Here is a 23318-nt window from a genome sequence, read left to right on the forward strand (position 1 = left end):
ATACTGAAGGGATGCCTTCCACAAGCCAAGCATACGTCTGCCGCCGCCCATGGACCTGACCCCGCGCAAACACGGCTCACGCTCCGCCCGCCATGCCAAGTGGGGGGCGGCGCTGTTTCTGCTGGTCACCCTCGGGCTGGTGCTGCTCGATCTCGCCGTCAGCTACCGCCAGGTGGAAAACGAGGCCGGGCACCAGGCCAGCGGCCTGAGCCAGCTGCTGGCGGAACGACTCAGCTCCGGCATCCACGAAGCCGGGCTGATCCTGCAAAGCAGCAACCAGATTCCGGAAGTCCAACACCTGCTGCGCAGCGGCGGCCAAAGCCCCGAGGCGCAGCAGAAGCTGCAACAGAAGCTGCAGCAGCAATTGCAGCTGGCGCCTTACCTCAGCCAGATCGAGATCGTCGACACCGCCTGCCAGACCATCTTCAGCAGCAGCCGCAGCAGCCTGCCGCGCTCGCGCCACAACGAATTCTGCCGCTGGCTGCACCGCATCGACCCGCAGGAAAGCAATTACACCGCCGTCACGCACAGCCCCACCGAGGGCGGCATCGTGCTGGCCAACAAGCTGCACGACGGCGACGGCAACCTGATAGGCATGGCCACCGGCCTGATCAACCACAACTTCTTCCAGGACGAGGTCAGCCGGCTGACGGTGGGCGAGCATGGCGAAATCCTGGTGCTGGACCAGCGCCAGCTCACCGTGGCGCGCTGGCCGCAGGTAGCCGGGCACGACCCGCAAAGCTACCGCCCGCTGCAGGCGCACATGATCCTGTCGCACGACGCCAACCAGACCCTGTTCAGCGCGCCGTCCAGCTTCGATGGCTCGATGCGGCTGTACAGCATGCGCCAGACCGGCAATTATCCGTTCCAGGTGGCGGTGGGCATCTCGCGGCAGGACTTCACCCGCTACGTCTGGGACAAGGCCTGGCTGGCCCTGCCCGGCTGGCTGTTCGTCGCCGCGCTGACCTTGCTGGCGCTGCGCAAGCACCTGTCCAATCTGCGCCAGCACCAGCAGCTGCTGCGCGGCAGCGAGAGAATCCGCGACAGCGAGGAGCAGGCCCGGCTGGTGCTGGACACCGCGCCGCTGGCGCTCTTGCTGGTCAACCCGCGCACCTGCCGCATCCAGCACGCCAACGCGCCGGCGCGCGAGCTGCTGCGGCTGCCGCCGCGCGCGCCGGACGAAAGCGCCAGCCACGAACTGAACCTGCCGCTGAAGCTGCAGCCGGTCGAGCAATGGCTGGCGGAAAACGAAGACGTGATGCAGCGCGAGGTGGAGCTGGAGCTGGAAGACCAAAGCCGGCTGTGGGCGATCGTCTCGCTGCAGAAACTGGGCCGCGGCAACCACCCGTCGTCGCTGATCGCGCTGTATGACATCTCGGGCCGCAAGCTGCTGGAGCAGCAACTGCACGAGAGCAATCTGCAGCTGGCCGAGATGGCGGTGACCGACCCGCTGACCCGCCTCTACAATCGCCGCCACGCCGACACGGTGCTGCGCGACGAAATCAGCCGCTGCGAACGCTATGGCCAGACCATGGCGATAGCGGTGTTCGATATCGACCACTTCAAGAAATTCAACGACCAGCATGGCCATCAGGCCGGCGACAACGTGTTGGTGGCGGTGGCCAACGCCTTGCGCGACACCACCCGCAACACCGACATCAACGCCCGCATCGGCGGAGAGGAATTCATGGTGATCTTCCCCTACACCCGCCTGCGCGACGCCCAGAAAGTGATGAGCCGCATGCAGATGGCGCTGACCCGCTCCACCGTGTCGGTGGTCGAGCAGCCGATCACCTTCAGCGGCGGCATCACCGACTGGCGACCCGGCGACACGCCGTCGCAGATGGCGTCGCGCGCCGACAAGCTGCTGTACGAGGCCAAGCTGGCGGGCCGCAACATCATCCTGTGCGACCAGGAAACGCCCTGAAACGCCGTCGCTAGGCGCCGCCGGCCGCCAGCGCGTCGGCCAGCATCCACATCATCGCCGCGGTGGCGCCCCAAATGGTGTAGCGCTGCCACTCGAAGGACAGGTAGCGCCCGGCGATGCCGTCGCGGACATAGTCGTGCCGGCTGTAAGCGGCGCGATCCAGCAACAGGCGCAGCGGCACCTCGAACACCTCGGCCACCTCGTCCGGCGCCGGTGCCAATGCCAGCGGCGGCGTCAGCATCCCCACCACCGGCGTCACCACGTAGCCGGTGATGGTGACGTAGTCGGGCAGCCGCCCCAACACCCGCACGCCGGCCGGGTCCAGCCCGGTTTCCTCGCTCGCCTCGCGCAAGGCGGCGTCCAGCGTCGAGCGGTCGCCGCTCTCCACCTTGCCGCCGGGAAAGCTCACCTGGCCCGGATGGCTGGACAGATGTTCGGTGCGGCGGGTGAACAGCACCGTCGCGCCATCGTCGTGCCACACCAGCGGCAGCAGCACCGCCGCCGGCCGCAATTCCGGCCCCGCCGGCCGGCAAGGCAGATCCGCCACCTTGCCGGTGAAATCATAGGACTCAAGCCGCCGGGCAATCAGCGCGGCGGCAGCGTCTGCCTCCATCGACCACATATCGTTATCCTTTTACCGCCCGCGCCCGCCCAGCGTCGGCAAGGTCATTTCATTTCGGTGCGCCAACAGGCGCAGCGCCAGTCCGGACCAGAACAGCGCCTGCAACGACGCGACGCTGACCCAGCCCAGCCGGTCGGCCAGAAACAATCCGGCGGCCGCCAGTATCGACACCGTGCCATAGAAATCCCGATGCAGAATGAAGGGCACTTCATTGACCATCATGTCCCGCACCACGCCGCCGCCCACCGCGGTGACGAAACCCAACGACACCACGCCGAAGGCGTTCAGGCCGAACAGCAGCCCCACCTGGGCGCCGGCCAGGCTGAAGGCCACCAGCCCCAGCGAATCGGCGACGATGAACAGCCGCTCCAGCGTGCGGCTCTTGCGCCGGTGCAGGCCGGCCAGCCAGGCGATCCATACCGCGCCGGCGATGATGAACAGGTTGGTGTAATCGTAGAACACCAGCGGCACCCGTCCGACCAGCAGGTCGCGGATCACGCCGCCGCCGATAGCCGTCACCAGCGCCACGATGGAAACGCCGAGCAGGTCCAGCCGCTTGCGTATCCCCACCAGGTAGCCGGAAAAGGCGAAAGCCGCGGTGCCGATCGCCGAAAACCACTCCATCTGGAAAAACCGGCCGCTCCATTCCATGCCTCAATGTACCAAAAAAAATGCCAGACCGGCATGGTCTGGCATGTTTCGCGACTACGGCGCTCAGCGGCGCATCGAGTCGAAGAAGGCCTGGTTGGACTTGGTGGCCTTGATCTTGTCCTGCAGGAACTCCATCGCCTCCAGGTCGTCCATCGGGTACAGCAGCTTGCGCAGCACCCAGATGCGTTGCAGCTGGTCCTGCGGGATCAGCAGCTCTTCGCGGCGGGTGCCGGAGCGGTTGATGTTCATCGCCGGGAAGATGCGCTTTTCCGCCATCTTGCGGTCCAGGTGGATTTCGCAGTTGCCGGTGCCCTTGAATTCTTCGTAGATCACATCATCCATGCGGCTGCCGGTGTCGATCAGCGCGGTGGCGATGATGGTCAGGCTGCCGCCCTCTTCCACATTGCGCGCGGCGCCGAAGAAGCGCTTCGGGCGTTGCAGCGCGTTGGCGTCCACGCCGCCGGTCAGCACCTTGCCGGAAGCCGGCACCACGGTGTTGTAGGCGCGGGCCAGGCGGGTGACGGAGTCCAGCAGGATCACCACGTCCTTCTTGTGCTCGACCAGGCGCTTGGCCTTCTCGATCACCATTTCCGCCACTTGCACGTGGCGGGTGGCCGGCTCGTCGAAGGTGGAGGACACCACTTCGCCGCGCACCGAGCGTTGCATTTCCGTCACTTCTTCCGGACGCTCGTCGATCAGCAGCACGATCAGCACCGCGTCCGGATGGTTGGCGGTGATGGCGTGGGCGATATGCTGCAGCATCACCGTCTTGCCGGACTTCGGCGGCGCCACCAACAGCGCGCGCTGGCCGCGGCCGATCGGCGCGATCAGGTCGATGATGCGGCCGGTGATGTTTTCCTCGGCACGGATGTCGCGCTCGAGTTTGAATTGTTCGGTGGGGAATAGCGGAGTGAGGTTCTCAAACAGGATCTTGTGTTTGGAATTCTCCGGCGCCTCGCCGTTTACCTTGTCCACCTTCACCAGCGCGAAATAGCGCTCGCCGTCCTTCGGGGTGCGGATCTCGCCCTCGATGGAGTCGCCGGTATGCAGATTGAAGCGGCGGATCTGCGACGGGCTGACGTAGATGTCGTCCGGCCCCGCCAGATACGAAGTATCCGGACTGCGCAGGAAACCGAAACCGTCCGGCAACACCTCCAGCGTACCCTCGCCGAAAATGCTCTCGCCTTTCTTGGCCTGGTTTTTCAAAAGCGCGAAAATCAGATCCTGCTTGCGCAGCCGGCTGGCCCCGTCAATCTCGTTGGAAATGGCCATTTCAACGAGTTCGGATACGTGAAGATGTTTGAGATCAGATAAGTGCATAGCGGTCGTGAGGTCGACTCGGTAACAATTAGGCGGAACGCTAATTTGAGGGTGTGGAAGCGGAAACGAAACGGGCGGCCTGAATTTTATGCCACCCGTCTTGAAGATTGTGCGTGGAGAATAGACGCTTTAGATGTTGCTGTCAACGAAGGCCGTCAGCTGGCTCTTGGTGAGCGCGCCGACCTTGGTGGACACCACTTGGCCGCCCTTGAAGATCATCAGGGTGGGGATGCCGCGGATGCCGAATTTCGGCGGCGTGGCCTGGTTTTGGTCGATGTCGAGCTTGGCGACTTTCAGGCGGCCTTCGTACTCCTTGGAGACTTCGTCCAGGATCGGGGCGATCATCTTGCACGGACCGCACCATTCCGCCCAGTAGTCAACCAGCACCGGCAGATCGGACTGCAGCACTTCCTGTTCAAAAGAGTTATCGCTTACATGGTGGATGAGATCGCTCATGATTTCCTCGCTAATGGATTCAAGCCTGCTTAATTCCCGATGGTAACAAGCGGCGGCGGCCGCGGCAACCGGTCAAACCGCGGCGAAAATCCCCGCTCGCCAAGGGGCTTTGCGCGCCGCAGCGGCCTCCGGGTCCGCGCCGCCTCCCACTCGGCAAGTGCTGAAAACGGCCATCATTCGGTATAATGCCCCACTGTTTATATGAGAAGGACTCCAAATGGGCTTTCTGCAAGGCAAGAAAATCCTGATCACCGGCATGATCTCCAACCGCTCGATCGCCTACGGCATTGCCCAAGCCTGTCACCGGCAAGGAGCCGAGCTGGCGTTCACCTACGTGGTGGACAAACTGGAGGACCGCGTCCGCGAAATGGCGGCCGACTTCGGCTCCAAGCTGGTGTTCCGCTGCGACGTGCAGAATGACGACGAAATCAACCAGCTCTTCGTCGAGCTGGCCAAGGAGTGGGACGGCCTGGACGGCCTGGTGCACTCGATCGGCTTCGCCCCGCGCGAGGCGCTGGAAGGCGATTTCCTGGATTCGCTCAGCCGCGAAGCGTTCCAGATCGCCCACGACGTATCGTCCTACAGCTTCCCGGCGCTGGCCAAGGCCGCGCGCCCGATGATGCAGGGCCGCAAGGCTTCGCTGCTGACCCTGTCCTACCTGGGCGCGGTGCGCGCGATCCCGAACTACAACGTGATGGGCCTGGCCAAGGCCAGCCTGGAGGCGTCGGTGCGCTTCATGGCCGCCAGCCTGGGCAAGGAAGGCATCCGCGTCAACGGCATCTCCGCCGGCCCGATCAAAACGCTGGCCGCTTCCGGCATCTCCGGCTTCTCCAAGCTGCTGAACATGGCCTCCAGCCAGGCCTGTCTGCGCCGCAACGTGACCACTGAGGAAGTCGGCAACGCCGCCGCCTTCATGCTGTCGGACCTGTCGTCCGGCATCACCGGCGAAATCACCTACGTGGACGCCGGCTACAGCATCAACGCGCTGAACGTGCCGGAATAAGCTTCCCGCCAACCGGCGGATGGCGATGCGAAGCGGGGCAATCCTGGATCAGGGTTTGCCCCGCTTCGCATTGCCCGCGGCTCCCGCTCAATCCGCCAGCCGCCCCTGCCGCCACTCCCGCGGCGTCAAACCGCATTGCGCCTTGAACGCCCGCGACAGCGCGGCCTCGCTGCCATACCCCACCTCGCTCGCGATCATCTTCAACTGCCGGCCCCGCAGCAGCGCCTGCTGCGCCAGCCGGACGCGCCAGGCCTGCAGATAAGCGCCGGGCGTGCTGCCCACCACGTCGCGGAACGCGCCGGCGAAAACGCTGCGCGACATTCCGGCAAGCTCCGCCAGCGCCTCCAACGGCCACGCCCGCCCCGGCTGCGCGTGCATCGCCGCCAGCGCCTTGCGCAGCCGGGGATGGGATAGCCCGGCCAGCATGCCGCCCTGTACCTGCCGGCTTTCCATCAACTGCCGCAGCACCAGGATCAGCACCGCCTCGAACAGCCTGTCCACCAACGCGTGGCGGCCGCAGTTGGCGCCGAACGCCTCTTCGAACAGCAGCGCCAGCACGCTGTCGGCGCCGGCGATGGCCGCCAGCGGCAGGCACACCATTTCCGGCAGCGCCCCGAGGATGGGGTTGTCAGCGCCGCCGTCGAAACTCAGCTCCGCGCAAGCCAGATCGGCGCCGCGCCCGGCGTCCGCGACGAAACGCCTGGCCACCGGCCGGGGGTAGAGCAGCAGGCTGGGCACGTCCACCCGCAGCGCAGGCTGGCCGGCGCGCATGATCTCCAGCGCGCCGGAGCGGATCAGGTGCAACTGGCCGCCCTCGCCCGGCGCGGCGAAATCGGTGACGCCGCACAAGGCTCCGGAATGGAACATCCGCGCGCGCACCGGAAAGTGATTCAACAAAGCCTCCAGCCTATCGGTGCATGCGTCGGCCACATTCATACTCCATATCAAGTTTTCGATACTTTACGTGACTTTTAGTACTCAACCCAAGCGTAAAGTTCGTTCTGCCAACCGGCACCAGCCATTCGCCAACATGCAAAGGAGCACCCCATGTCGATCGACACCATCCTGTACCGCGCCCACGCCACCGTCGCCGGCGGCCGCGAAGGCCATGCCGCCTCTTCCGACGGTGCCCTGGACGTCCAGCTGTCCATGCCGCGCGAACTGGGCGGCGCCGGCGGCCCCGGCACCAATCCCGAACAGCTGTTCGCCGCCGGCTACGCCGCCTGCTTCCTCGGCTCGCTGAAATTCGTCGCCACCAGGGAGAAAGTCGCGCTGCCAGCCGCCGCCAGCATCGCCGCCTCTGTCGGCATCGGCACCGTGCCCACCGGCTTCGCCATCGAGGCGGAGTTGCTGATCTCGCTGCCCGGCCTGCCGCCGGAAACCGCGCAGGCGCTGGTGGAAAAGGCCCATGTGGTCTGCCCCTATTCGCACGCTACCCGCAACAACCTCGACGTGCGCCTGCGCCTCGCCTGAGCCGCGCCCATCCCCAAGCGGAGAACCCTCATGAAAACCAAGCTCCATATCGTCGCGGCGTCGCTCGCCGCGCTTTGCGCCGGCTCCGCGCTGGCCGCCGGCAGCCCCGGAGTGGAACGCCATACCCAGGCTTTTCTCGAAACCCTGGCCCAAGGCGGCGGCCAGCCGCTGGAAACCTTGTCGCCGGCCGAGGCGCGCGATGCGCTGGCCCGCGCGCAAAAAGGCGCCAAACTGGCGCCGGCGGACGTCAGCGAGAAAATCATCTCCGTCGACGGCCAGCCGCTGAAGCTCACCGTGGTGCGCCCGGCAGGCGTCCGCGGCGCGCTGCCCGCCTTCATGTTCTTCCACGGCGGCGGCTGGATTCTGGGCGACTACCCCACCCACGAGCGCTTCGTCCGCGACCTGGTGGCCGACTCCGGCGCCGCCGCGGTCTTCGTCAACTACACGCCGTCGCCGGAGGCCCGCTACCCGGTGGCCATCCGCCAAGCCTACGCCGCCACCCGATGGGTGGCGGAACACGGCGCGGCAATCCAGGTGGACGGCAAGCGGCTGGCGCTGGCCGGCAACAGCGTGGGCGGCAATATGGCGGCGGCGGTCGCCCTGATGGCCAAAGCCGGCGGCGGCCCGGCATTGCGCGCCCAGGTGCTGTTCTGGCCGGTGGCCGATGCCGACTTCGAAGACGCCTCGTATCGCGAATTCGCCGATGGCCACTTCCTGACCCGGAACATGATGAAATGGTTCTGGGACGCCTACACGCCCGACCCGCGGCAGCGAAGCGACATCTATGCCTCCCCGCTGCGGGCGGCGCCGGCGCAACTGCGCGGATTGCCGCCGGCGCTGATCCAGACCGCGGAAAAGGACGTGCTGCGCGATGAGGGCGAGGCCTACGCCCGCCAACTGGACGCCGCCGGCGTAGACGTGGTCGCCACCCGCTACAACGGCATGATCCACGACTTCGGCCTGCTCAACGCGCTGTCCGGCCTGCCGGCCACCCGCGCGGCGCTGCACCAGGCCAGCGAGGAGTTGAAAATGCGCCTGCGCTGACAACCCAGCACGTTGGCATTGCCCGGCGGCGCGAAGCGGTGTATCACTACATCGCCGCGCGCCGGATTTTCCCGCCGGCCAACCCTGGAATGGATCACCGACAGACGACATGCCCGACAACGACCATCAGCTGGCCGCCGATATCGCGGCCCAGGCTGCCGAGCTGCTGAACCAGCTGCGGCAAGGCAACACCGCCGGCGACAAGGCGCTGGGCGCGCTGGGCGACGCCAAATCCGACGCGTTGATCGCGCATCTGCTGCGCCAGGCCAGGCCCGATGACGGCCTGCTGTCGGAAGAGTCGGCGCCCGACGACGCCCGGCTGCGCTTGCGCCGGGTCTGGGTCATCGACCCGCTGGACGGCACCCGTGAATACAGCGAGCGCGAGCGCGATCGCTCCGACTGGGCGGTGCATGTGGCGCTGACCGAAGACGGCCTGCCCACCGCCTGCGCGGTGGCCCTGCCGGCGCTGGGCCAGCTGTTCTCCACCGCCGCGCCGGCGCTGGCCGGCGCGCCGCCGGGTCCGATCCGGATCTTGGTCAGCCGCAGCCGGCCGCCGGCCATCGCCGAGCGCGTGGCCGGGATGCTGGGCGCCGAACTGGCGCCGATGGGCTCGGCCGGCGCCAAGGCGATGGCGGTGCTGCGCGGCGAAGCCCACGCCTATCTGCACAGCGGCGGGCAATACGAGTGGGACTCCTGCGCGCCGGTCGGCGTGGCGCTGGCCGCCGGCCTGCACGCGTCGCGGCTGGACGGCAGCCCCTGCCGCTACAACCAGCCCGATCCCTTCATGCCCGACCTGCTGATCTGCCGGCGCGAACTGGCGCCGGCGCTGCTGGACGCCATCGCCCGCGCCCAGGCCGAATCCGCCTGAGCGCCGCCGCTCAGGCGGACGGCGGCGGATCGGCCGCCAGCAGCTTTTTCAACGCCTCCATCGAGTAATAGAAAGCCTGGTCGAGCTGGTCGATCAGGCAGGCGGCCGCCGGCAGATCGCCTGCGCGGCCCAGTTGCTCCAGCGTCGCGCACAGCGCCGCCAGCTGCAGCGCGCCGACGCTGCTGGCGCTGTTCTTCAGCGAATGGGCGGTGCGGAACAGCTCGCCGCCGTCCGCTTTCTTCACCGCCTCGTGCACCGCCATATGAATGCCCGGGCACTCCTGCATCCAGGCCTCCAGCATCCTGGGCAGCAGTCCGGCGCGGATGTCGCGTATCGCCTGCAACACCTGCGGCTCTATCCACTCGCCGCCGGCCACCGAGGCTTCGGCCGGCGCCTCGACTTCCGGCGCGGCCTCTTCGCCCGCCGCGCGCAGCCAGCGCGCCAGCGTGGCGGCCAATTCCCGCTGCGTGAACGGCTTGGCCAGGTAATCGTCCATGCCCGCCTGCAGGCAGCGCTCCTTGTCGCCCAGGCCGGCGTTGGCGGTCAGCGCCACGATGGCCAGGCGCGCGTCGGCGCCTCGCTCCTTGTCGCGTATCGCCCGGGTGGTCTGCCAGCCGTCCATCACCGGCATCTCGCAGTCCATCAGCGCCAGGTCGAACTTTTCCTCGCCCAGCAGAGCCAGCGCCTCCTGCCCGTTGCTGGCCACCCTGGCGCTGCAGCCCATGTTCTGCAGCATCGCCTGCGCCATTTCCTGGTTGACCAGATTGTCCTCCACCAGCAGCACATGGCCGCTCAGCTTGCCGAACGCGCGCTCCTGGCGCGCCGGCTCGCGGCCGGCCGGCTGGGCGTCGGGCTCGCGCGCCTGGATCAGCGCGTTGTACAGCTCCGAGCGCCGCAGCGGCTTGGTCAGTACTTGGCGCGCCAGGCTGGCGGCGTCCTTCAGTTGCTGGAAGTCATCGGCCGCCGAGCTGAGGATGATGGCGGGCGGCATCGCCTCGCCCAGCCGCTGCCGCGCCTGAGACAGGAACATCAACCCGTCCAGCTCCGGCATCATCATGTCGGACAAGACCAGGTCGAACTGCTGCTCTCCCTTCGCTTCGGCCAGCCGGTCCAGCGCCGCCAGCGGGCTTTGCAGCGCGCATACCCGGCAATGCCAGGCCGTCAGCTGCTGCTCCAGGATTTCCAGATTGGTGGCGTTGTCGTCGACCACCAGCACCCGCAGCCGGCTCAGCCGCTCGACCGGCGGCGGCGGCGGCTGGGTTTGCGGGCCATTGGGCAGGGTCAGCCGGAAATGGAAGCGGGTGCCCACGCCCGGCTGGCTGGCCAGCTCGATGCGGCTGCCCATCATGGCCATCAGCCGCTGCGAGATCACCAGCCCGAGGCCGGTGCCGCCGAAGCGGCGCGTGGTGGAGCTGTCGGCCTGAGTGAAGGGCTGGAACAGCCGGCTCTGCTGCTCCGGCGTGATGCCGATGCCGGTATCCTCCACACTGGCCAGGCAGGTCGTCTCCCGCTCGCCGCGCTCCTCCAGCGCCACTCGCACCACCACCTGGCCGGCCTGGGTGAACTTGATGGCGTTGCCGATCAGATTGGTCAGCACCTGTCCAAGCCGCTTGCTGTCGCCTATAACCTCCACCGCCGACGCCGGCTGCGCGCACAAAAGCTCCAGCCCCTTGCCGTAAGCCACCGGGGCCAGCCGCTCCACGATCTCCTCCACCAACAGGCTCAGGCAGAAAGGCTGGCGGTCCAGTTCGAACTTGCCGGCCTCGATCTTGGAAAAGTCCAGGATGTCGCTGATGATGCTGAGCAGGTTTTCGCCGGAGCGGTGGACCACGTTGACGTAATGCCGCTGGCGCTCGTCCAGCCGGGTTTTCAATAGCAGGTCGGCCATGCCGATCACGCCGTTGAGCGGCGTGCGGATCTCATGGCTCATCACCGCCAGAAATTCGCTCTTGGCGCGATTGGCCGCCTCGGAGGCGTCGCGCGCCTCGGACAGCGCCACCGACTGGCGCCGCAGTTCGCCCAGCGCCTGCTGCAGCTGGCCATTGGCCTCTTCCAGCGCCAGGCGGCGTTTTTCCAGCGCCGCCTCGCGGTCGTGCAGGGTTTGGTACATCCGCACCCGGTTCAGCAGCAGGTTGTCGTCCAGCGGCTTCATCAGGTAGTCCACCGCGCCCAGGCCATAGCCGCGGCCGATGAACTCCTCGGCCTTGAAGATGGCGGTGACGAAGACGATGGGAATGCCCCGCGTGCGTTCCGTCATCTGCAGATGGCTGGCGGTCTCGAAGCCGTCCATGCCGGGCATCTGAACGTCCAGCAAAATCAGGTCGACATCGCGCTCCAGCGTGCGCAGCAGCGCGTCCTCGCCCGACCCCGCCTCCAGCACCTCGCAGCCGGACAGGCGGGACAGCAGCGCCCGCAGCGTCACCCGGTTGCTCTCGTTGTCGTCCACCACCAGGATGGCAAACCGCTTGCTCATGCTTCCGCGCTCCTGCCGATGCGATAGATATGGCTGCCGCCGCGGCAGGGCTCGAAGCCCTCCTCCAGCGCCAGCCGGTGCAAGCCGTCCTGCGGCCCCAGCGCCAGAAAACCCTCCGCGTGCAGCGAGCGGGCGAAGCGGCGCAGCACCTGGCGCTGCAGTTCGGCGTCGAAATAGATCAGCACATTGCGGCACAGTATCAGCTGGAATTCATTGAAGATGCCTTCGTCGGTCAGCGAATGGCGGTGGAACAGAATGCGCTGGCGCAGCCTGTCGTCCATGGCCAGGTAGCGCCCGTTGCCGGCCAGATAGGCGTCGAACAGCCTGGGCCCGCCGCTGGCGAGGTAGTGCTGGCGGTTGAGCGCCAGCGGCGCGCTGGGAAACAGCCCGCTCGCTCCCAGCTCCAGCAGATAGGGATTCAGGTCGGTGGCGAACAGATGGCTGCGGTCGAGCAGGCCCAGCTCGTCCAGCACGATGGCCAGCGAATACGCCTCCTCGCCGGTGGAGCAGCCGGCCGACCACAGCTTGATCATCGGAAAGCTGGCCAGATAGGGCAGGATCTCCTCGCGCAGTTGCTTCAACTGCGCCGGGTGGCGGAAAAAACTGGTGACGCCCACCGGCAGCTCGGCGCACAACCGCTCGAACAGGGCGGCGTCGCACAAGACCGCGCGCTGGAATTCGGCGAAGCCGCGCAGATTGAACTGCCCCATCAGATTGACGATGCGCCGCTTCAGGCTTTCGCGCTGGTAATGGCGGAAATCGTAGCCGTAATGGCTGACCAGCGCCTGCAGGAACAATTCCAGCAGCGCGCCGTCGGGCCTGGCGGCGTCGCCCATCGCCGCCGCGGCCGCCACGCTGGCGATGGCCGGCAGCTTCATGAGGAAATCGTAATGGCCGGCGTTGCGGGCGTTGTCCGGCATCACCCGCGCCGGCGCGCATTCGTCGCCGTCCTCGACGATGACGCAGGAACCGGCGGCGCGCAAGGCGGCGCAGCCGTCCACGCCGTCGCTGCCGTAGCCGCACAGCAGCACCGCCAGCACGCCGTCGCCGTATTCGCCGGCCAGCGATTCGAACAACGCGTCTATCGACGGCCGAGCGAACTGGATCTGCCGGTCGCGGGTGAGGTAGACCAGGCCGTGCGCCACCCGCATGTGGTGGCCGGGCGGCGCCACATACAGCGTGCCGGCTTGCGCCGGCGTCAGATGCTGCGGCATCAGCACCCGGTATTCGGTGCGCGATTTCAGCAGCTGATCCAGCAGATTGATCTGGTTTTCCTGCACATGCTGGGCGACGAACACCACCATATCGGACAAGGGCAGATGTTCGACGATGTGCAGGATGCGCTCCAGGCTGAGCGCCGATCCCGCCAGCGCCAGCGCCCGCAGCGGCGGCCGCTCCCCGGCCGCGGGCGGCTGGGCGGACACCTGCCGCACCGGCAGCCCCAGCCGCATCAGGCTGTGCGCCAGCAGCGCGTGGTAGGCGACGATCTTCAGCTTGCCGCCCGAGTCCAGCCTGGCCGCCAACGCCGCGATCAATTCCGCGGGCAGCAGGTCGGCGTCGTAGAAGCACAGCTCCAGCATGTCGTCGGCCGGGCCGCGCAGCAGCTCCTGCAAGGCCGCGCGCTCGTCGGCGGCGTCCAGCCGGCCCAGGATCGCCGCCCGGCACAGTTCGCCCTGATGCTGGAGATTGACGCTCACGTCTTGCGCCCCGCGCACCACTGCGCCGCCTTGGCCACCAGCACGTCGTAATCCACCGGCTTGGACAGGTAGTCGTCGGCGCCGGTGGCCAGGATCTTCTCGCGCTCGGCCGGCAGCGCCTTGGCGGTGATCGCCACCACCGGGATGGCGGCCAGCGCCGGGTCGGCGCGGATGGCCGCGATCGCCTGGTAGCCGTCCATTTCCGGCATCATGATGTCCATCAGCACCAGGTCCACCGGCTGCTGCGGCAGAAACTCCAGCGCGCGCCGGCCGTTGACCGCGGAAAACAGCTTGGCGCCGTGCCGCTCCAGCGCGGCGGTGATCACGAACAGATTGCGCGGGTCGTCGTCCACCACCAGGATCCGCCTGCCGGACAGCAGCTTGCTGTCGCCGCCCGCCGCCGGCGTCTTGCGCGCCGCGTGCTGTCTGGGCACGTCCTGCAAAAAGCGCTCCACGTTTTCCATCAGCCGCTGGCCGGCCTGCGGCGCCTTGACGATCACGCAATCGGAATAGGCGCGCAGCGCCGCCTCCTCCTCGTCGCCGGGATGGCTGTCGGCGTAAAACACCAGCGAGATCGCGGCGTCGGCTTCGCGCAGCGCCGCCGCCGTCACCAGCGCGTCGGCCGCCGGCCCGGCGCCCAAGTCGATGATGGCCAGCTGGCAGGGCTTTTGCCGCAACAGCGCCGGCCAGTCGGCGTCCGGCGCGGCCGCCACGATGGCGCCGCCGTCGCGGCCCAGCAGCGACTGCACCTCGTCGCCGCGGATGCCGCCGTTTTCCACCACCAGGATGCGCTCGCCGCCCTTGCTGCCCACCGCGCTGATCAGCGTCGCCTCGGCGGCTGCCAGCAGGTGGTCGGCGGCGGGCTTGCTCAAGAAGCCGATGGCGCCCTGCTGCAGCAAGGCTTCGTCGCGGTCGCGCGCGGAAACGATGTAGACCGGCAGGCTGGACAGCGCCGGCCGGGTCTTGATTTCATGCAGCACCTGCGCGCCGTCCATGTCAGGCAGGCCGAGGTCCAGCAGAATGCCGTGCGGCCGGTACTGTCCGGCCAGAGCCAGCCCATCGGCCCCGTTCTGCGCCAGCAGCGTCTTGTAGCCCAGCCGGCGGTTCATGCCGACCAGCATCTGGCCGAACACCGGGTCGTCGTCTATCAGCAGGATGATGCGGTCGCCGGGGCTCACCGCGCCGCGGTCGTCGCCCGGCGCGTCCAGCCGCGGGCGCGGCGCGGCTGCCGGATGGCTGGCCGCGTGGCCCGGCTGCGGCTCGGCCGCCGCGCCGGCCTCCGGCAACAGCACGATGAACTCGCTGCCCTCGCCCGGCGCGCTCAGCAGCTCGATGGTGCCGCCCAGCATCTGGGCGAAGCGCAGGCTGATGGTCAGGCCGAGGCCGGTGCCGCCGAACTCGCGCGAGGTGGAGCCGTCGGCCTGCTGGAAGGCTTCGAAGATCACATTGCGCTTTTCCTCGGGGATGCCGATGCCGGTGTCGCGGACGCTCAGCCGGATCGGCAGCGGCTGGTCGGGATGATGGCTGAGGCGGAAGGTGACGCCGCCCTGGCGGGTGAACTTGATGGCGTTGGTCAGCAGATTGCGCAGGATTTGCGACAGCTTGTCGGGGTCGGACACGAAGTGCCGCCGCAGCTCGTCCTCCACTGTGAAGCTCAGGCCCTTGTCCCGCGCCACGTGTTCGAACATGCCTTGCAATTCCGAGCACAGATCGCGGCTGCTCACCGGCGACAGGTGCACGTCCATGCGGCCGGCCTCCACCTTGGACAGGTCCAGCACGTCGTTGATCAGCCGCAGCAGGTCTTCGCCGGAGCGGTGGATCACCTGCGCCCACTTCAGCGCCTCGCCCTCCACCTTGCCGTCCTCGTCGCTGACCATCATCTTGGACAGCAGGATGATGGAGTTGAGCGGCGTGCGCAGCTCGTGCGACATATTGGCCAGGAATTCCGATTTGTACTGGCTGGCCTGGTCCAGCTGCCTGGCCTTGGCCTCCTGCTGCCGCCGCGCCTCGTCCAGCTCCAGGTTTTGCTGCTCCAGCTGCTGCTGAGACTCCTCCATCTGCGCGTTGGTCTGCTGCAGCTCCTCGGTCTGCTGGCGCAGCAGCTGCTGCGCTTCTTCCATCTGAGCATTGGTCTGCTGCATCTCCTCGGCCTGCTGCTGCAGCAACTGCTGCTGCTCCTCCATCCTGGCGTTGCTCTCGCGCAGCTGCTCGCTCTGCTGCCGCATTTCCTTTTCCGACGCTTCGCTGGCCGCCAGCAGCTTGCGGATGTGCGCGCGCTGCTCGGCGACGAACAGGAAAGACGCCAGCATGCCGCCGACATTGGCCAGGAACTCCTGCTTTTTGTCGTCGAAACGCTCGAAGCTGGACAGTTCTATCACGCCGACCAGCTCTTTTTCGTGCAGCAGCGGGTAGGTGTAGGTAAAGCGCGGCGTCTCCAGCAGGGTGCCGGTGACGATGGGCGCCACGTCTTCATTCGACACCTCGAGGATGATGGGCTTTCTCTCGCGCGCCACCTGCCCCACCGCGCCCTCGCCCAGCTGGAAGCTGGCGCCGATGTGGTTGCGTTCGGTATACATATAACTGCCGATCAGCAGCAGCACCTGTTCAGACTCCTGGTACAGGTAGAACACGCCGCGGCCGGCGTCCAGGTAGCGGCCTATCATGCCGATGGCCGAGTCGGCTAGCTGCTCGGTGGTCAGGTCCCCAGTCAGCGCCGCGGATATCTGGCCATAGCCGTCCTTCAGCCAGTTGCGGCGCTCGTCCTCGCTGCGGGCGCCGCGCAGCATCCGTATCATCTCGTTGATGGCGATGCCGAGCTTGTCCTGGTTCGACGCCAGCTGCACCTCCTGGCTCAGGTCGCCCTGGCCGATCGCGTAAGCCCGGCTGGCCAGCCTGTCCAGCGCGTCGACCAGTTCCTGCAATCTGGCCATCAGGCTGTTGCCGTCGCCCTCCCGCAGCCGGATGTCCATGCTCAGGTCGCCTTCAGCCAAGCGGGAGGCGATATCGGCCGCTTCGGTCGGCTCGCCGCCCAGCCGGCTGAGAATGGAACGGCTGGTCAGCCAGCCCAACAAACCAATCGCCAGCAACATCGCCGCGCTGATGACCAGCGTCAGCTGAATGGCGCCGCGCTTGGTCTGCGCCGCCTCATCGGAAAACTTGCGGGCGATCACCATGTTGTAGTCGATATGGCCGTCTATCATTTTTTGCAGCTGGATGGACAGCGGGTCCAGCGCCAGCAGCATCTGATGAACGTTGGCGACGCTTTGCGCGTCGTTGCCGCGAATGGCGAGAATGGGCTCCAGAACGGACTGGAATTTCTGCCACACCGGTTTTTCCCGCTCCAGCCAATCCTTGTCGGTCGCGTCGGCAAAGCAGCTGCCCCCATCGCAGCCATTGGTTTCATAACTGCGGATGGCGTCGCTGACTTGTTCGCGGGCGGTTTGCAGCCGCTGCTCTATCTTCAGCCGCAAAGCCCGGTCCTCGTCGTAATCGAGGCGGCCGACCTGGATATTGACTTCCAGAAAAGCGCGCCGCAGCTCGCCCAATACTTTCAAGCTGGGCACCGCGTTGATATTGCCGAAATTGGCGCCGTCGTAGACTTTCTCCAGCAAATACTGCTCCAGCGCGGTGAGCATGGCCAATCCCAGCAAAGCGGTGGCCACCAGCAAGGCCATATTCTTGCCGACAGTGAGTTTCATGCGAGTCTCTCCGGATAAGGCCTGCGCGGCGCCGCATTCAATTTTGCAGTTTAGACAATCAGCGAAACTACTAAGGCTTTAAAAAGGAACTAGACTGGAGGCAGGCTGTTAAGCGGAATAGCATGAACAGGGAGGAAGCCGATGCCGGCGCCAGGCGACATTCTGGTGGTTGACGACACCATGACAACCCTGATGATGCTCTTGGCGCTATTGTCCACCGAGGGTTATCAGGCAAGCTCCGCGCAGAGCGGCGCCGAGGCGCTGGAACTGGTGCGCAAGCATCCTCCGGATTTGATCCTGCTGGATTTCAGCATGCCGGACATGGATGGGCTGCAGGTATGCCGCCAGCTCAAGGCCAGCTCCCGCACCCGCGACATCCCCATCCTGTTCCTCAGCTCCATCGCCGACACCCAGGCCAAGGTGGACGGCTTCGCCGCCGGCGCGGTGGACTTCATCGGCAAGCCGTTCGAGCGCAGCGAGCTGTTGGCGCGCGTCAACACCCACCTGGACCTCGCCCGGCTGAAAAAGCGCCTGAGCAAGCTGGTGGACGAAAAAACCGAGTCGCTGCGGCTGAGCGAGCAGCGCTTTCGCGCGATGATCGAACAAGCGCCGGAAGCCATCATGGTGTACGACCTGGACAGCAGCCGCTACGTCGACGCCAACCAGCAGGCCGAGGCGCTGACTGGCCGGCAGCAGAAGGACTTGATCGGCATGACGCCGGTGCAGCTGTATTCGCCGGAACAACCGGACGGACTGCCTACTGCCGAAAGCGTGCGCCTGCACGCCGCCAGGGCGATGAAAGGCGAGGTGCAGGTTTTCGAGCGCGTCATCGCCCGGCCCGATGGCAGCAACATGCCCTGCGAAGTGCGGCTGAGCAAGCTGCCCAGCGAAACCGGCCGCCTGCTGCGCGTCAGCTACATCGACATCTCGCCCCGCGTCGCCGCTCAGGAAAAGATCAACCGCCTGGCCTATTTCGACGCGCTGACCGGCCTGCTGAGCCAGAGCGGCCTGCTGGAGAAGCTGGACAATCTGTTCAACATCCGCCAGGAAGCCAATCTGCAGGGTTTCGCCATGCTGTTGATCGATCTGGGCGACTTCAAGTCCATCAACGACGTCTACGGCAACAGCGTCGGCGACCTGCTGCTGTGCGAAGTGGCGGAACGGCTGCGCCGGCTGGCCGGCGCCGGCAATCTGATCTCGCGGCTGGCCGGCATCGAATTCGTGGCGGTGCTCAGCGGGATCCACAGCCGCGAAAAAGCGGAACAGGCGGCCGACGAGGCGCTGGAGGCCCTGTCCCGCCCGTTCATCATCGACGAGATGACGCTGAACATCACCGTCAGCATAGGCGTCAGCCTGGGTCCGGAACACGGCGCCAGCGGCCAGGAACTGCTGCGCAACGCCGACATGGCGCTGTACAAGGCCAAGCAGCAAAGCAAGCGCCGCGTCCAGGTGTTCGAGGCGGCCCTCAGCCAGCAGATGCGGGAACGGGTGGAGCTGGAAAAGGAGCTGCGCCACGCCATCGAGGAAAACCAGCTGGTGCTGCACTACCAGCCGCAGATCGAGCTGGCCAGCGGCCGGGTGGTGGGCGTGGAGGCGCTGGTGCGCTGGCAACACCCGCGGAAGGGTATGATCCCGCCGGCCCAGTTCATCCCGATCGCCGAACAGTCCGGCCTGATCCTGCCGCTGGGACGCTGGGTTCTGCAGGAAGCCTGCCGGCAGCTCAGCCGCTGGCAGGCCAAGGAGCCAACCCGCATCCGCATGGCGGTGAACCTGAGCGTGGCGCAATTCACCGACCACGAGCTGCCGGAATTCGTCGCCGGCATCCTGAAGCAAACCGGCATCCCGCCCAGCAGCCTGGAGCTGGAAATCACCGAGTCCTGCGCGATGTTGTCGCCGCAGCAGTCGATAGACATGATGCGGCAATTCCACCAGATGGGCGTGCTCAGTTCGATAGACGATTTCGGCACCGGCCATTCGTCGCTGGCCTACCTCACCCGCTTCCCGCTGGACACGCTTAAAATAGACCAATCGTTCATCCGCAATATTTCCAGCGACGAACGCGACACCGCCCTGTGCGACACCATCGCCTATCTGGCGCACCGGATGGGCCTGCAGGTGGTGGCCGAAGGCGTGGAAACCGATGAGCAGCTGACCTTCCTCACCAGCATCCACGTCGACGTGGTGCAAGGCTATCTGCTGTGCAAGCCGCTGCCGGCGGCGCAGGTGGAAGCCTTCATCCTGCAAAGGCCGGACCAGTCGCCGCGGCCCGGCGTCGAATACTTCTAGCTCAGCGCGGCAGACAGTCGCGGATGAGCGCCAGATCCAGATGCTTCTCCAGCATGTCGGCCAGCTTGTCGATATTGGCCTCGCGCAGCGCCGGATAGTCCAACGCTTCCGGCTCTTTCAGCCCCGCCCAGCGCAGGATGGCCTGGCAGGCGGCCGGTTCGTCCAGCACGCCGTGCAGATAGGTGGCGAAGATCTGGCCGTCTTCCGAGCGCGCGCCATCCACCGAGCCATCGTCAAACCGAACGGCGGGATGCGCCAGGGCCGGCCCCTGGCTCACCCCCATGTGGATTTCGTAGCCGGCGGCCTCGGCGTCGCCCAATGTCAGCCGGCCGCGCATCCGCGTCAGCCGCTTCTCCGGCGCCAGCGTGGTTTCCATGTCCAGCCAGCCCAGGCCGTCGCCGCTGCCCGGCTCGCCTTCCAATCCATCCGGATCGTGCAGCTTCTTGCCCAGCATCTGCAGGCCGCCGCAAATGCCCAGCACCTTGCCGCCGTAGCGCAGATGGCGGCGTATCGCCTCCTCCCAGCCTTGGGCGCGCAGCCAGGCGAGGTCCGCCAGCACGTTCTTGCTGCCGGGCAGCACGATCAGGTCGGCCGGCGGAATGGTTTCGCCTGCGCGCACCAGGGTGAACTCCACTTGCGGATGCAGGCGCAGCGGATCGAAATCGGTGTGATTGCTGACGCGCGGCGCGGCGGGCGCGGCCACGCGCAGCTTGTCGCCGCCGCCCGATGCGCCGCCGAGCTTGTCCAGACCCATGCTGTCCTCGGCCTCCAGGTGCAGGTCGTACAGATAGGGCAGCACGCCCAGCACCGGCTTGCCGGTGTGCTGCTCCAGCCAGTCGACGCCGGTCTTCAGCAACGACGGATCGCCGCGGAAACGGTTGATCACCAGGCCGACCACCCGGGCGCGCTCCGATTCGGACAGCAGCGCCAGCGTGCCGGCCAGGTGGGCGAACACGCCGCCGCGTTCGATGTCGGCCACCAGGATCACCGGACAGTCCACCGCCTCGGCGAAGCCCATATTGGCGATGTCGCCGTCGCGCAGATTGATCTCCGCCGGGCTGCCCGCGCCCTCGGCGACGATGCATTGATATTGTTCCGCCAGCCTGGCGTGCGACTCCAGCACCGCCTTCATCGCGACGGGCTTGTAGCCGTGATAGCCGCGCGCCTCCATATTGCCGATGGCGCGGCCCTGGATGATCACCTGCGAGCCGGTGTGGCTGTTGGGCTTGAGCAGCACCGGGTTCATGTCGGTGTGCGGCTCCACGCGGCAGGCCAGCGCCTGCACCGCCTGCGAGCGGCCGATCTCGCCGCCGTCCGCCGTCACCGCGCTGTTGAGCGCCATGTTCTGCGGCTTGAACGGCGCCACCCGCACGCCGCGCCGGGCCAGCAAACGGCACAGGCCGGTGGCCAGCGCGCTCTTGCCGGCATCGGACGTGGCGCCCTGGATCATGATGGTTTTGGCGGTCATGGCGATCTCCCTGCGCATGGATGGCTGACAACGCTTAGAATGGCGGCTTGATTCATTCCGGCCGCCCAAAGCGCGACAGAATTGCGCATTGGATAATACTGAGCGGCGGCCGGCCATTATATAGGGCTGTTCGTTGAATTCCGCACTGTTTCTGCCGATCGCGCTGCTGCTGGACCGTCTGCTGGGCGAGCCGCCGCGCTGGCATCCGCTGGTCGGCTTCGGCCGGCTGGTCAAAGCCATGGAGCGGCTGGCCTACCCGGCCGCGCCACAGGCTGAGCCGGTCTGGCGGATGCGCTTGCGCGGCGCTGCAGCCATCGCGCTGCTGCTGACCCCGCCCACGCTGATCGCCTGGGGGCTGGCGAGGCTGCCGTGGCTGGGCGCCATCGTTCCCATCGCCCTGCTGTATCTGGCCGTCGGCGCTCGGAGCCTGGCCCAGCACGCCGAAGTGGTGCGAAAAGCCTTGGCCGACGGCGACTTGGCCCTGGCCCGTGAACGGGTGGGCTGGATAGTCAGCCGCGACACCAGCGAGCTGGATGAAGCCGGCGTGGCGCGCGCAACGATCGAGTCGGTGCTGGAAAACGGCAGCGACGCCGTCTTCGCCGCGCTGTTCTGGTTTCTGGTTCTGGGCGCGCCGGGCGCGGTGCTGTACCGGCTGTCCAATACGCTGGACGCGATGTGGGGCTACAAGAACGAGCGCTACCTGCATTTCGGCTGGGCCGCCGCCCGCTTCGACGACGTGCTGAACTATCTCCCGGCTCGGCTGGCCGCCCTCACCTACCTGCTGCTGGGCCGTGCCGCCGACGGCTGGCGCTGCTGGCGCGCCCAGGCGCCGACCTGGTACAGCCCGAACGCCGGCCCGGTGATGGCGGCCGGCGCCGGCGCGCTGGGCGTCAGCCTGGGCGGCGGCGCGCGCTATCACGGCCAATGGAAGGAACGTCCGCCGCTCGGTTGCGGTCCCACCCCCACGCATGAAGACATCGGCCGCGCGGTGCGGCTGGTCAACCGGGGCATGTGGCTGTGGGCCGGGCTGTCGCTGGCGGCCGCCATCTTGATCGGAGCGATCCATGCTTGAACACGGAGGCGGCCTGCTGCGCGCCGCGGCCGAATACGGCATTCCGGCCGGCGACTGGCTGGACCTGTCCACCGGCGTCAATCCCAACGGCTGGCCGGTGCCGCCGCTGTCGGCCGACAGCTGGCTGCGGCTGCCGCAGAACGGCGACGGATTGGAAGCGGCGGCCGCCGACTATTACGGCAGCGACAAGCTGCTGGCCGTGGCCGGCTCCCAGCCGGCCATCCAGTTATTGCCCAGGCTGCGCGCGCCCTGCCGCGTCGGCATGCTGGCGCTGTGCTACGCCGAGCACCCCCACCACTGGCAGAAGCGCGGGCACCAGCTGTTCCGCCTGTCGCCGGATGAGCTGGCCGCCGGCATAGACCAACTGGACGTGGTGTTGCTGTGCAATCCCAACAACCCCACCGGCGACCGCTTCGATGCGGCGCTGCTGGAAAGCTGGCGGCAGCGGCTGGCCGCGCGCGGCGGCTGGCTGGTGGTGGACGAGGCGTTTCTGGACGCGGCCCCGGAGGACAGCATGCTGCCGCACATCGGCAAGCCGGGACTGATCGTGCTGCGCTCGATCGGCAAGTTCTTCGGCCTGGCCGGCGCGCGCGCCGGATTCGTCTTCGGCTGGCCGGAGCTGCTCCAGGCGCTGGCCGAGGAGCTGGGGCCATGGACGGTGGCCGGCCCAGCGCGCGAGGCGGTGAAGCTGGCGCTGCGAGATGTGGAATGGCAGCGGGACATGGCCAGCAAGCTGCAGCGCGACAGCTCAAGACTGCAACGCTGCCTGGAGCGGCACGGCCTGCCGCCGGCCGGCGGCTCCGAGCTGTTTCAATGGGTGCCGGATGCGCACAGCCTGGCGACGCACCGCTACCTGGCCGGCCGCGGCATCCTGACCCGCTACTTCGAATCCATCCCCAGCCTGCGCTTCGGCCTGCCCAAAACCGATCAGGACTGGGTGCGGCTGGAACAGGCGCTAGCGGACTGGAATCGGTTTTAATCAAAACTACTGATGTTCACAGCCCGGTTTTTGTCACGTATCATCCGATTCCATCATGACGGTGCCCCTAGAGGGTGAAACGGGAACGCGGTGAAAAACCGCGGCTGCCCCCGCAACTGTAAGCGCAGAGTCCACGCCTGACGCCACTGGCCCTTAGCAAGGTCGGGAAGGCGGCGCCCGGACGGCGACGCGCGAGCCAGGAGACCGGCCGTCATACGTGTCGACGCAAGCAGAAACCGGGCGGGGTGTACCGGGGGATACGCACAAGCTCCGCTCATGGA

Annotated in this window: 17 protein-coding genes and 1 riboswitch; of the genes, 8 read left to right on the forward strand and 9 right to left on the reverse strand. The window is 66.9% G+C overall.

The features are described 5' to 3' along the window. Window positions 1–49 precede the first annotated feature (49 nt). The gene (locus U6115_RS17025) at window positions 50–1927 is read left to right on the forward strand and encodes a sensor domain-containing diguanylate cyclase (RefSeq protein WP_052257998.1); all 1878 of its coding nucleotides are present in this window, start codon (window positions 50–52) and stop codon (window positions 1925–1927) included. A gap of 10 nt (window positions 1928–1937) precedes the next feature. Here U6115_RS17025 and U6115_RS17030 read toward each other — a convergent pair whose 3' ends face one another. The 4 genes from U6115_RS17030 to trxA form a co-directional block, all read right to left on the reverse strand. Next, window positions 1938–2549, reverse strand: a complete 612-nt coding sequence (locus tag U6115_RS17030; protein ID WP_043574054.1) for a CoA pyrophosphatase — start codon at window positions 2547–2549, stop codon at window positions 1938–1940. 12 nt (window positions 2550–2561) lie between these two features. Next, the gene (locus U6115_RS17035) at window positions 2562–3173 is read right to left on the reverse strand and encodes a trimeric intracellular cation channel family protein (RefSeq protein ID WP_043574174.1); all 612 of its coding nucleotides are present in this window, start codon (window positions 3171–3173) and stop codon (window positions 2562–2564) included. 90 nt (window positions 3174–3263) lie between these two features. After that, a complete protein-coding gene (gene rho / locus U6115_RS17040; protein WP_043574056.1) occupies window positions 3264–4520 on the reverse strand; it encodes a transcription termination factor Rho in 1257 nt (418 codons plus the stop codon). A 129-nt stretch (window positions 4521–4649) separates the two neighbouring features. Next, window positions 4650–4979, reverse strand: a complete 330-nt coding sequence (gene trxA / locus U6115_RS17045) for a thioredoxin TrxA (protein ID WP_197465998.1) — start codon at window positions 4977–4979, stop codon at window positions 4650–4652. Between the two features lie 214 nt (window positions 4980–5193). Between trxA and fabI the strand changes: the two genes are divergently transcribed. Then, window positions 5194–5979, forward strand: a complete 786-nt coding sequence (fabI, locus tag U6115_RS17050) for an enoyl-ACP reductase FabI (RefSeq protein WP_043574063.1) — start codon at window positions 5194–5196, stop codon at window positions 5977–5979. Between the two features lie 87 nt (window positions 5980–6066). On the opposite strand, the gene U6115_RS17055 is transcribed toward fabI, so the two are convergent. After that, window positions 6067–6915: an AraC family transcriptional regulator gene (locus U6115_RS17055; protein WP_043574065.1), complete on the reverse strand. Its 849-nt coding sequence runs from the start codon at window positions 6913–6915 to the stop codon at window positions 6067–6069. 111 nt (window positions 6916–7026) lie between these two features. Between U6115_RS17055 and U6115_RS17060 the strand changes: the two genes are divergently transcribed. The 3 genes from U6115_RS17060 (at window position 7027) to U6115_RS17070 (ending at window position 9364) form a co-directional block, all read left to right on the forward strand. Continuing rightward, the gene (locus tag U6115_RS17060) at window positions 7027–7452 is read left to right on the forward strand and encodes an organic hydroperoxide resistance protein (protein WP_043574068.1); all 426 of its coding nucleotides are present in this window, start codon (window positions 7027–7029) and stop codon (window positions 7450–7452) included. A gap of 30 nt (window positions 7453–7482) precedes the next feature. Continuing rightward, window positions 7483–8496, forward strand: a complete 1014-nt coding sequence (locus U6115_RS17065; protein ID WP_043574070.1) for an alpha/beta hydrolase — start codon at window positions 7483–7485, stop codon at window positions 8494–8496. Window positions 8497–8605: 109 nt separating this feature from the next. Further along, window positions 8606–9364: a 3'(2'),5'-bisphosphate nucleotidase CysQ gene (locus tag U6115_RS17070; protein WP_043574072.1), complete on the forward strand. Its 759-nt coding sequence runs from the start codon at window positions 8606–8608 to the stop codon at window positions 9362–9364. Between the two features lie 10 nt (window positions 9365–9374). Here the strand turns inward: U6115_RS17070 and U6115_RS17075 are convergent, their stop codons facing one another. The 3 genes from U6115_RS17075 to U6115_RS17085 are packed head-to-tail and all read right to left on the reverse strand — an operon-like array spanning window position 9375 to window position 17232. Beyond that, the gene (locus U6115_RS17075) at window positions 9375–11837 is read right to left on the reverse strand and encodes a response regulator (protein ID WP_052257999.1); all 2463 of its coding nucleotides are present in this window, start codon (window positions 11835–11837) and stop codon (window positions 9375–9377) included. Further along, on the reverse strand, window positions 11834–13534 hold the full coding sequence (locus U6115_RS17080) for a chemotaxis protein CheB (RefSeq protein WP_146008459.1): 1701 nt from the start codon (window positions 13532–13534) through the stop codon (window positions 11834–11836). Before U6115_RS17080 ends, U6115_RS17075 begins: the two co-directional genes overlap by 4 nt. Then, the gene (locus U6115_RS17085; RefSeq protein ID WP_043574074.1) at window positions 13531–17232 is read right to left on the reverse strand and encodes a response regulator; all 3702 of its coding nucleotides are present in this window, start codon (window positions 17230–17232) and stop codon (window positions 13531–13533) included. Before U6115_RS17085 ends, U6115_RS17080 begins: the two co-directional genes overlap by 4 nt. A 141-nt stretch (window positions 17233–17373) precedes the next feature. Between U6115_RS17085 and U6115_RS17090 the strand changes: the two genes are divergently transcribed. Further along, on the forward strand, window positions 17374–19518 hold the full coding sequence (locus U6115_RS17090; protein ID WP_043574077.1) for a putative bifunctional diguanylate cyclase/phosphodiesterase: 2145 nt from the start codon (window positions 17374–17376) through the stop codon (window positions 19516–19518). A gap of 1 nt (window position 19519) precedes the next feature. Here the strand turns inward: U6115_RS17090 and U6115_RS17095 are convergent, their stop codons facing one another. After that, the gene (locus U6115_RS17095; protein WP_043574177.1) at window positions 19520–20986 is read right to left on the reverse strand and encodes a cobyric acid synthase; all 1467 of its coding nucleotides are present in this window, start codon (window positions 20984–20986) and stop codon (window positions 19520–19522) included. A 133-nt stretch (window positions 20987–21119) separates the two neighbouring features. Here U6115_RS17095 and cbiB point away from each other — a divergent pair, with 133 nt between their 5' ends. Together cbiB and cobD are read left to right on the forward strand one after the other, a co-directional pair. Continuing rightward, window positions 21120–22058, forward strand: coding sequence for an adenosylcobinamide-phosphate synthase CbiB (gene cbiB, locus U6115_RS17100; protein WP_043574080.1), 939 nt, complete (start codon window positions 21120–21122; stop codon window positions 22056–22058). Further along, window positions 22051–23037 (forward strand): threonine-phosphate decarboxylase CobD, encoded by a 987-nt coding sequence (gene cobD, locus U6115_RS17105; RefSeq protein ID WP_043574082.1) that lies wholly within the window; start codon window positions 22051–22053, stop codon window positions 23035–23037. Before cbiB ends, cobD begins: the two co-directional genes overlap by 8 nt. Before the next feature lie 42 nt (window positions 23038–23079). After that, window positions 23080–23264, forward strand: a riboswitch (cobalamin riboswitch). Window positions 23265–23318 lie beyond the last annotated feature (54 nt).

It is taken from the genome of Chromobacterium subtsugae (assembly GCF_035919665.1).
Classification (GTDB): Bacteria; Pseudomonadota; Gammaproteobacteria; order Burkholderiales; family Chromobacteriaceae; genus Chromobacterium; species Chromobacterium subtsugae.

Bases quoted from the DNA above. Each gene is read 5' to 3' on its own strand.
- U6115_RS17075 (WP_052257999.1), bottom strand. From the start codon at position 11,837: ATGAGCAAGCGGTTTGCCATCCTGGTGGTGGACGACAACGAGAGCAAC.
- U6115_RS17025 (WP_052257998.1), top strand. From the start codon at position 50: ATGGACCTGACCCCGCGCAAACACGGCTCACGCTCCGCCCGCCATGCC.
- U6115_RS17070 (WP_043574072.1), top strand. From the start codon at position 8,606: ATGCCCGACAACGACCATCAGCTGGCCGCCGATATCGCGGCCCAGGCT.
- rho (WP_043574056.1), bottom strand. From the start codon at position 4,520: ATGCACTTATCTGATCTCAAACATCTTCACGTATCCGAACTCGTTGAA.
- U6115_RS17090 (WP_043574077.1), top strand. From the start codon at position 17,374: ATGCCGGCGCCAGGCGACATTCTGGTGGTTGACGACACCATGACAACC.
- U6115_RS17085 (WP_043574074.1), bottom strand. From the start codon at position 17,232: ATGAAACTCACTGTCGGCAAGAATATGGCCTTGCTGGTGGCCACCGCT.
- U6115_RS17030 (WP_043574054.1), bottom strand. From the start codon at position 2,549: ATGTGGTCGATGGAGGCAGACGCTGCCGCCGCGCTGATTGCCCGGCGG.
- U6115_RS17065 (WP_043574070.1), top strand. From the start codon at position 7,483: ATGAAAACCAAGCTCCATATCGTCGCGGCGTCGCTCGCCGCGCTTTGC.
- U6115_RS17060 (WP_043574068.1), top strand. From the start codon at position 7,027: ATGTCGATCGACACCATCCTGTACCGCGCCCACGCCACCGTCGCCGGC.
- fabI (WP_043574063.1), top strand. From the start codon at position 5,194: ATGGGCTTTCTGCAAGGCAAGAAAATCCTGATCACCGGCATGATCTCC.
- U6115_RS17035 (WP_043574174.1), bottom strand. From the start codon at position 3,173: ATGGAGTGGTTTTCGGCGATCGGCACCGCGGCTTTCGCCTTTTCCGGC.
- U6115_RS17095 (WP_043574177.1), bottom strand. From the start codon at position 20,986: ATGACCGCCAAAACCATCATGATCCAGGGCGCCACGTCCGATGCCGGC.
- U6115_RS17055 (WP_043574065.1), bottom strand. From the start codon at position 6,915: ATGAATGTGGCCGACGCATGCACCGATAGGCTGGAGGCTTTGTTGAAT.
- cobD (WP_043574082.1), top strand. From the start codon at position 22,051: ATGCTTGAACACGGAGGCGGCCTGCTGCGCGCCGCGGCCGAATACGGC.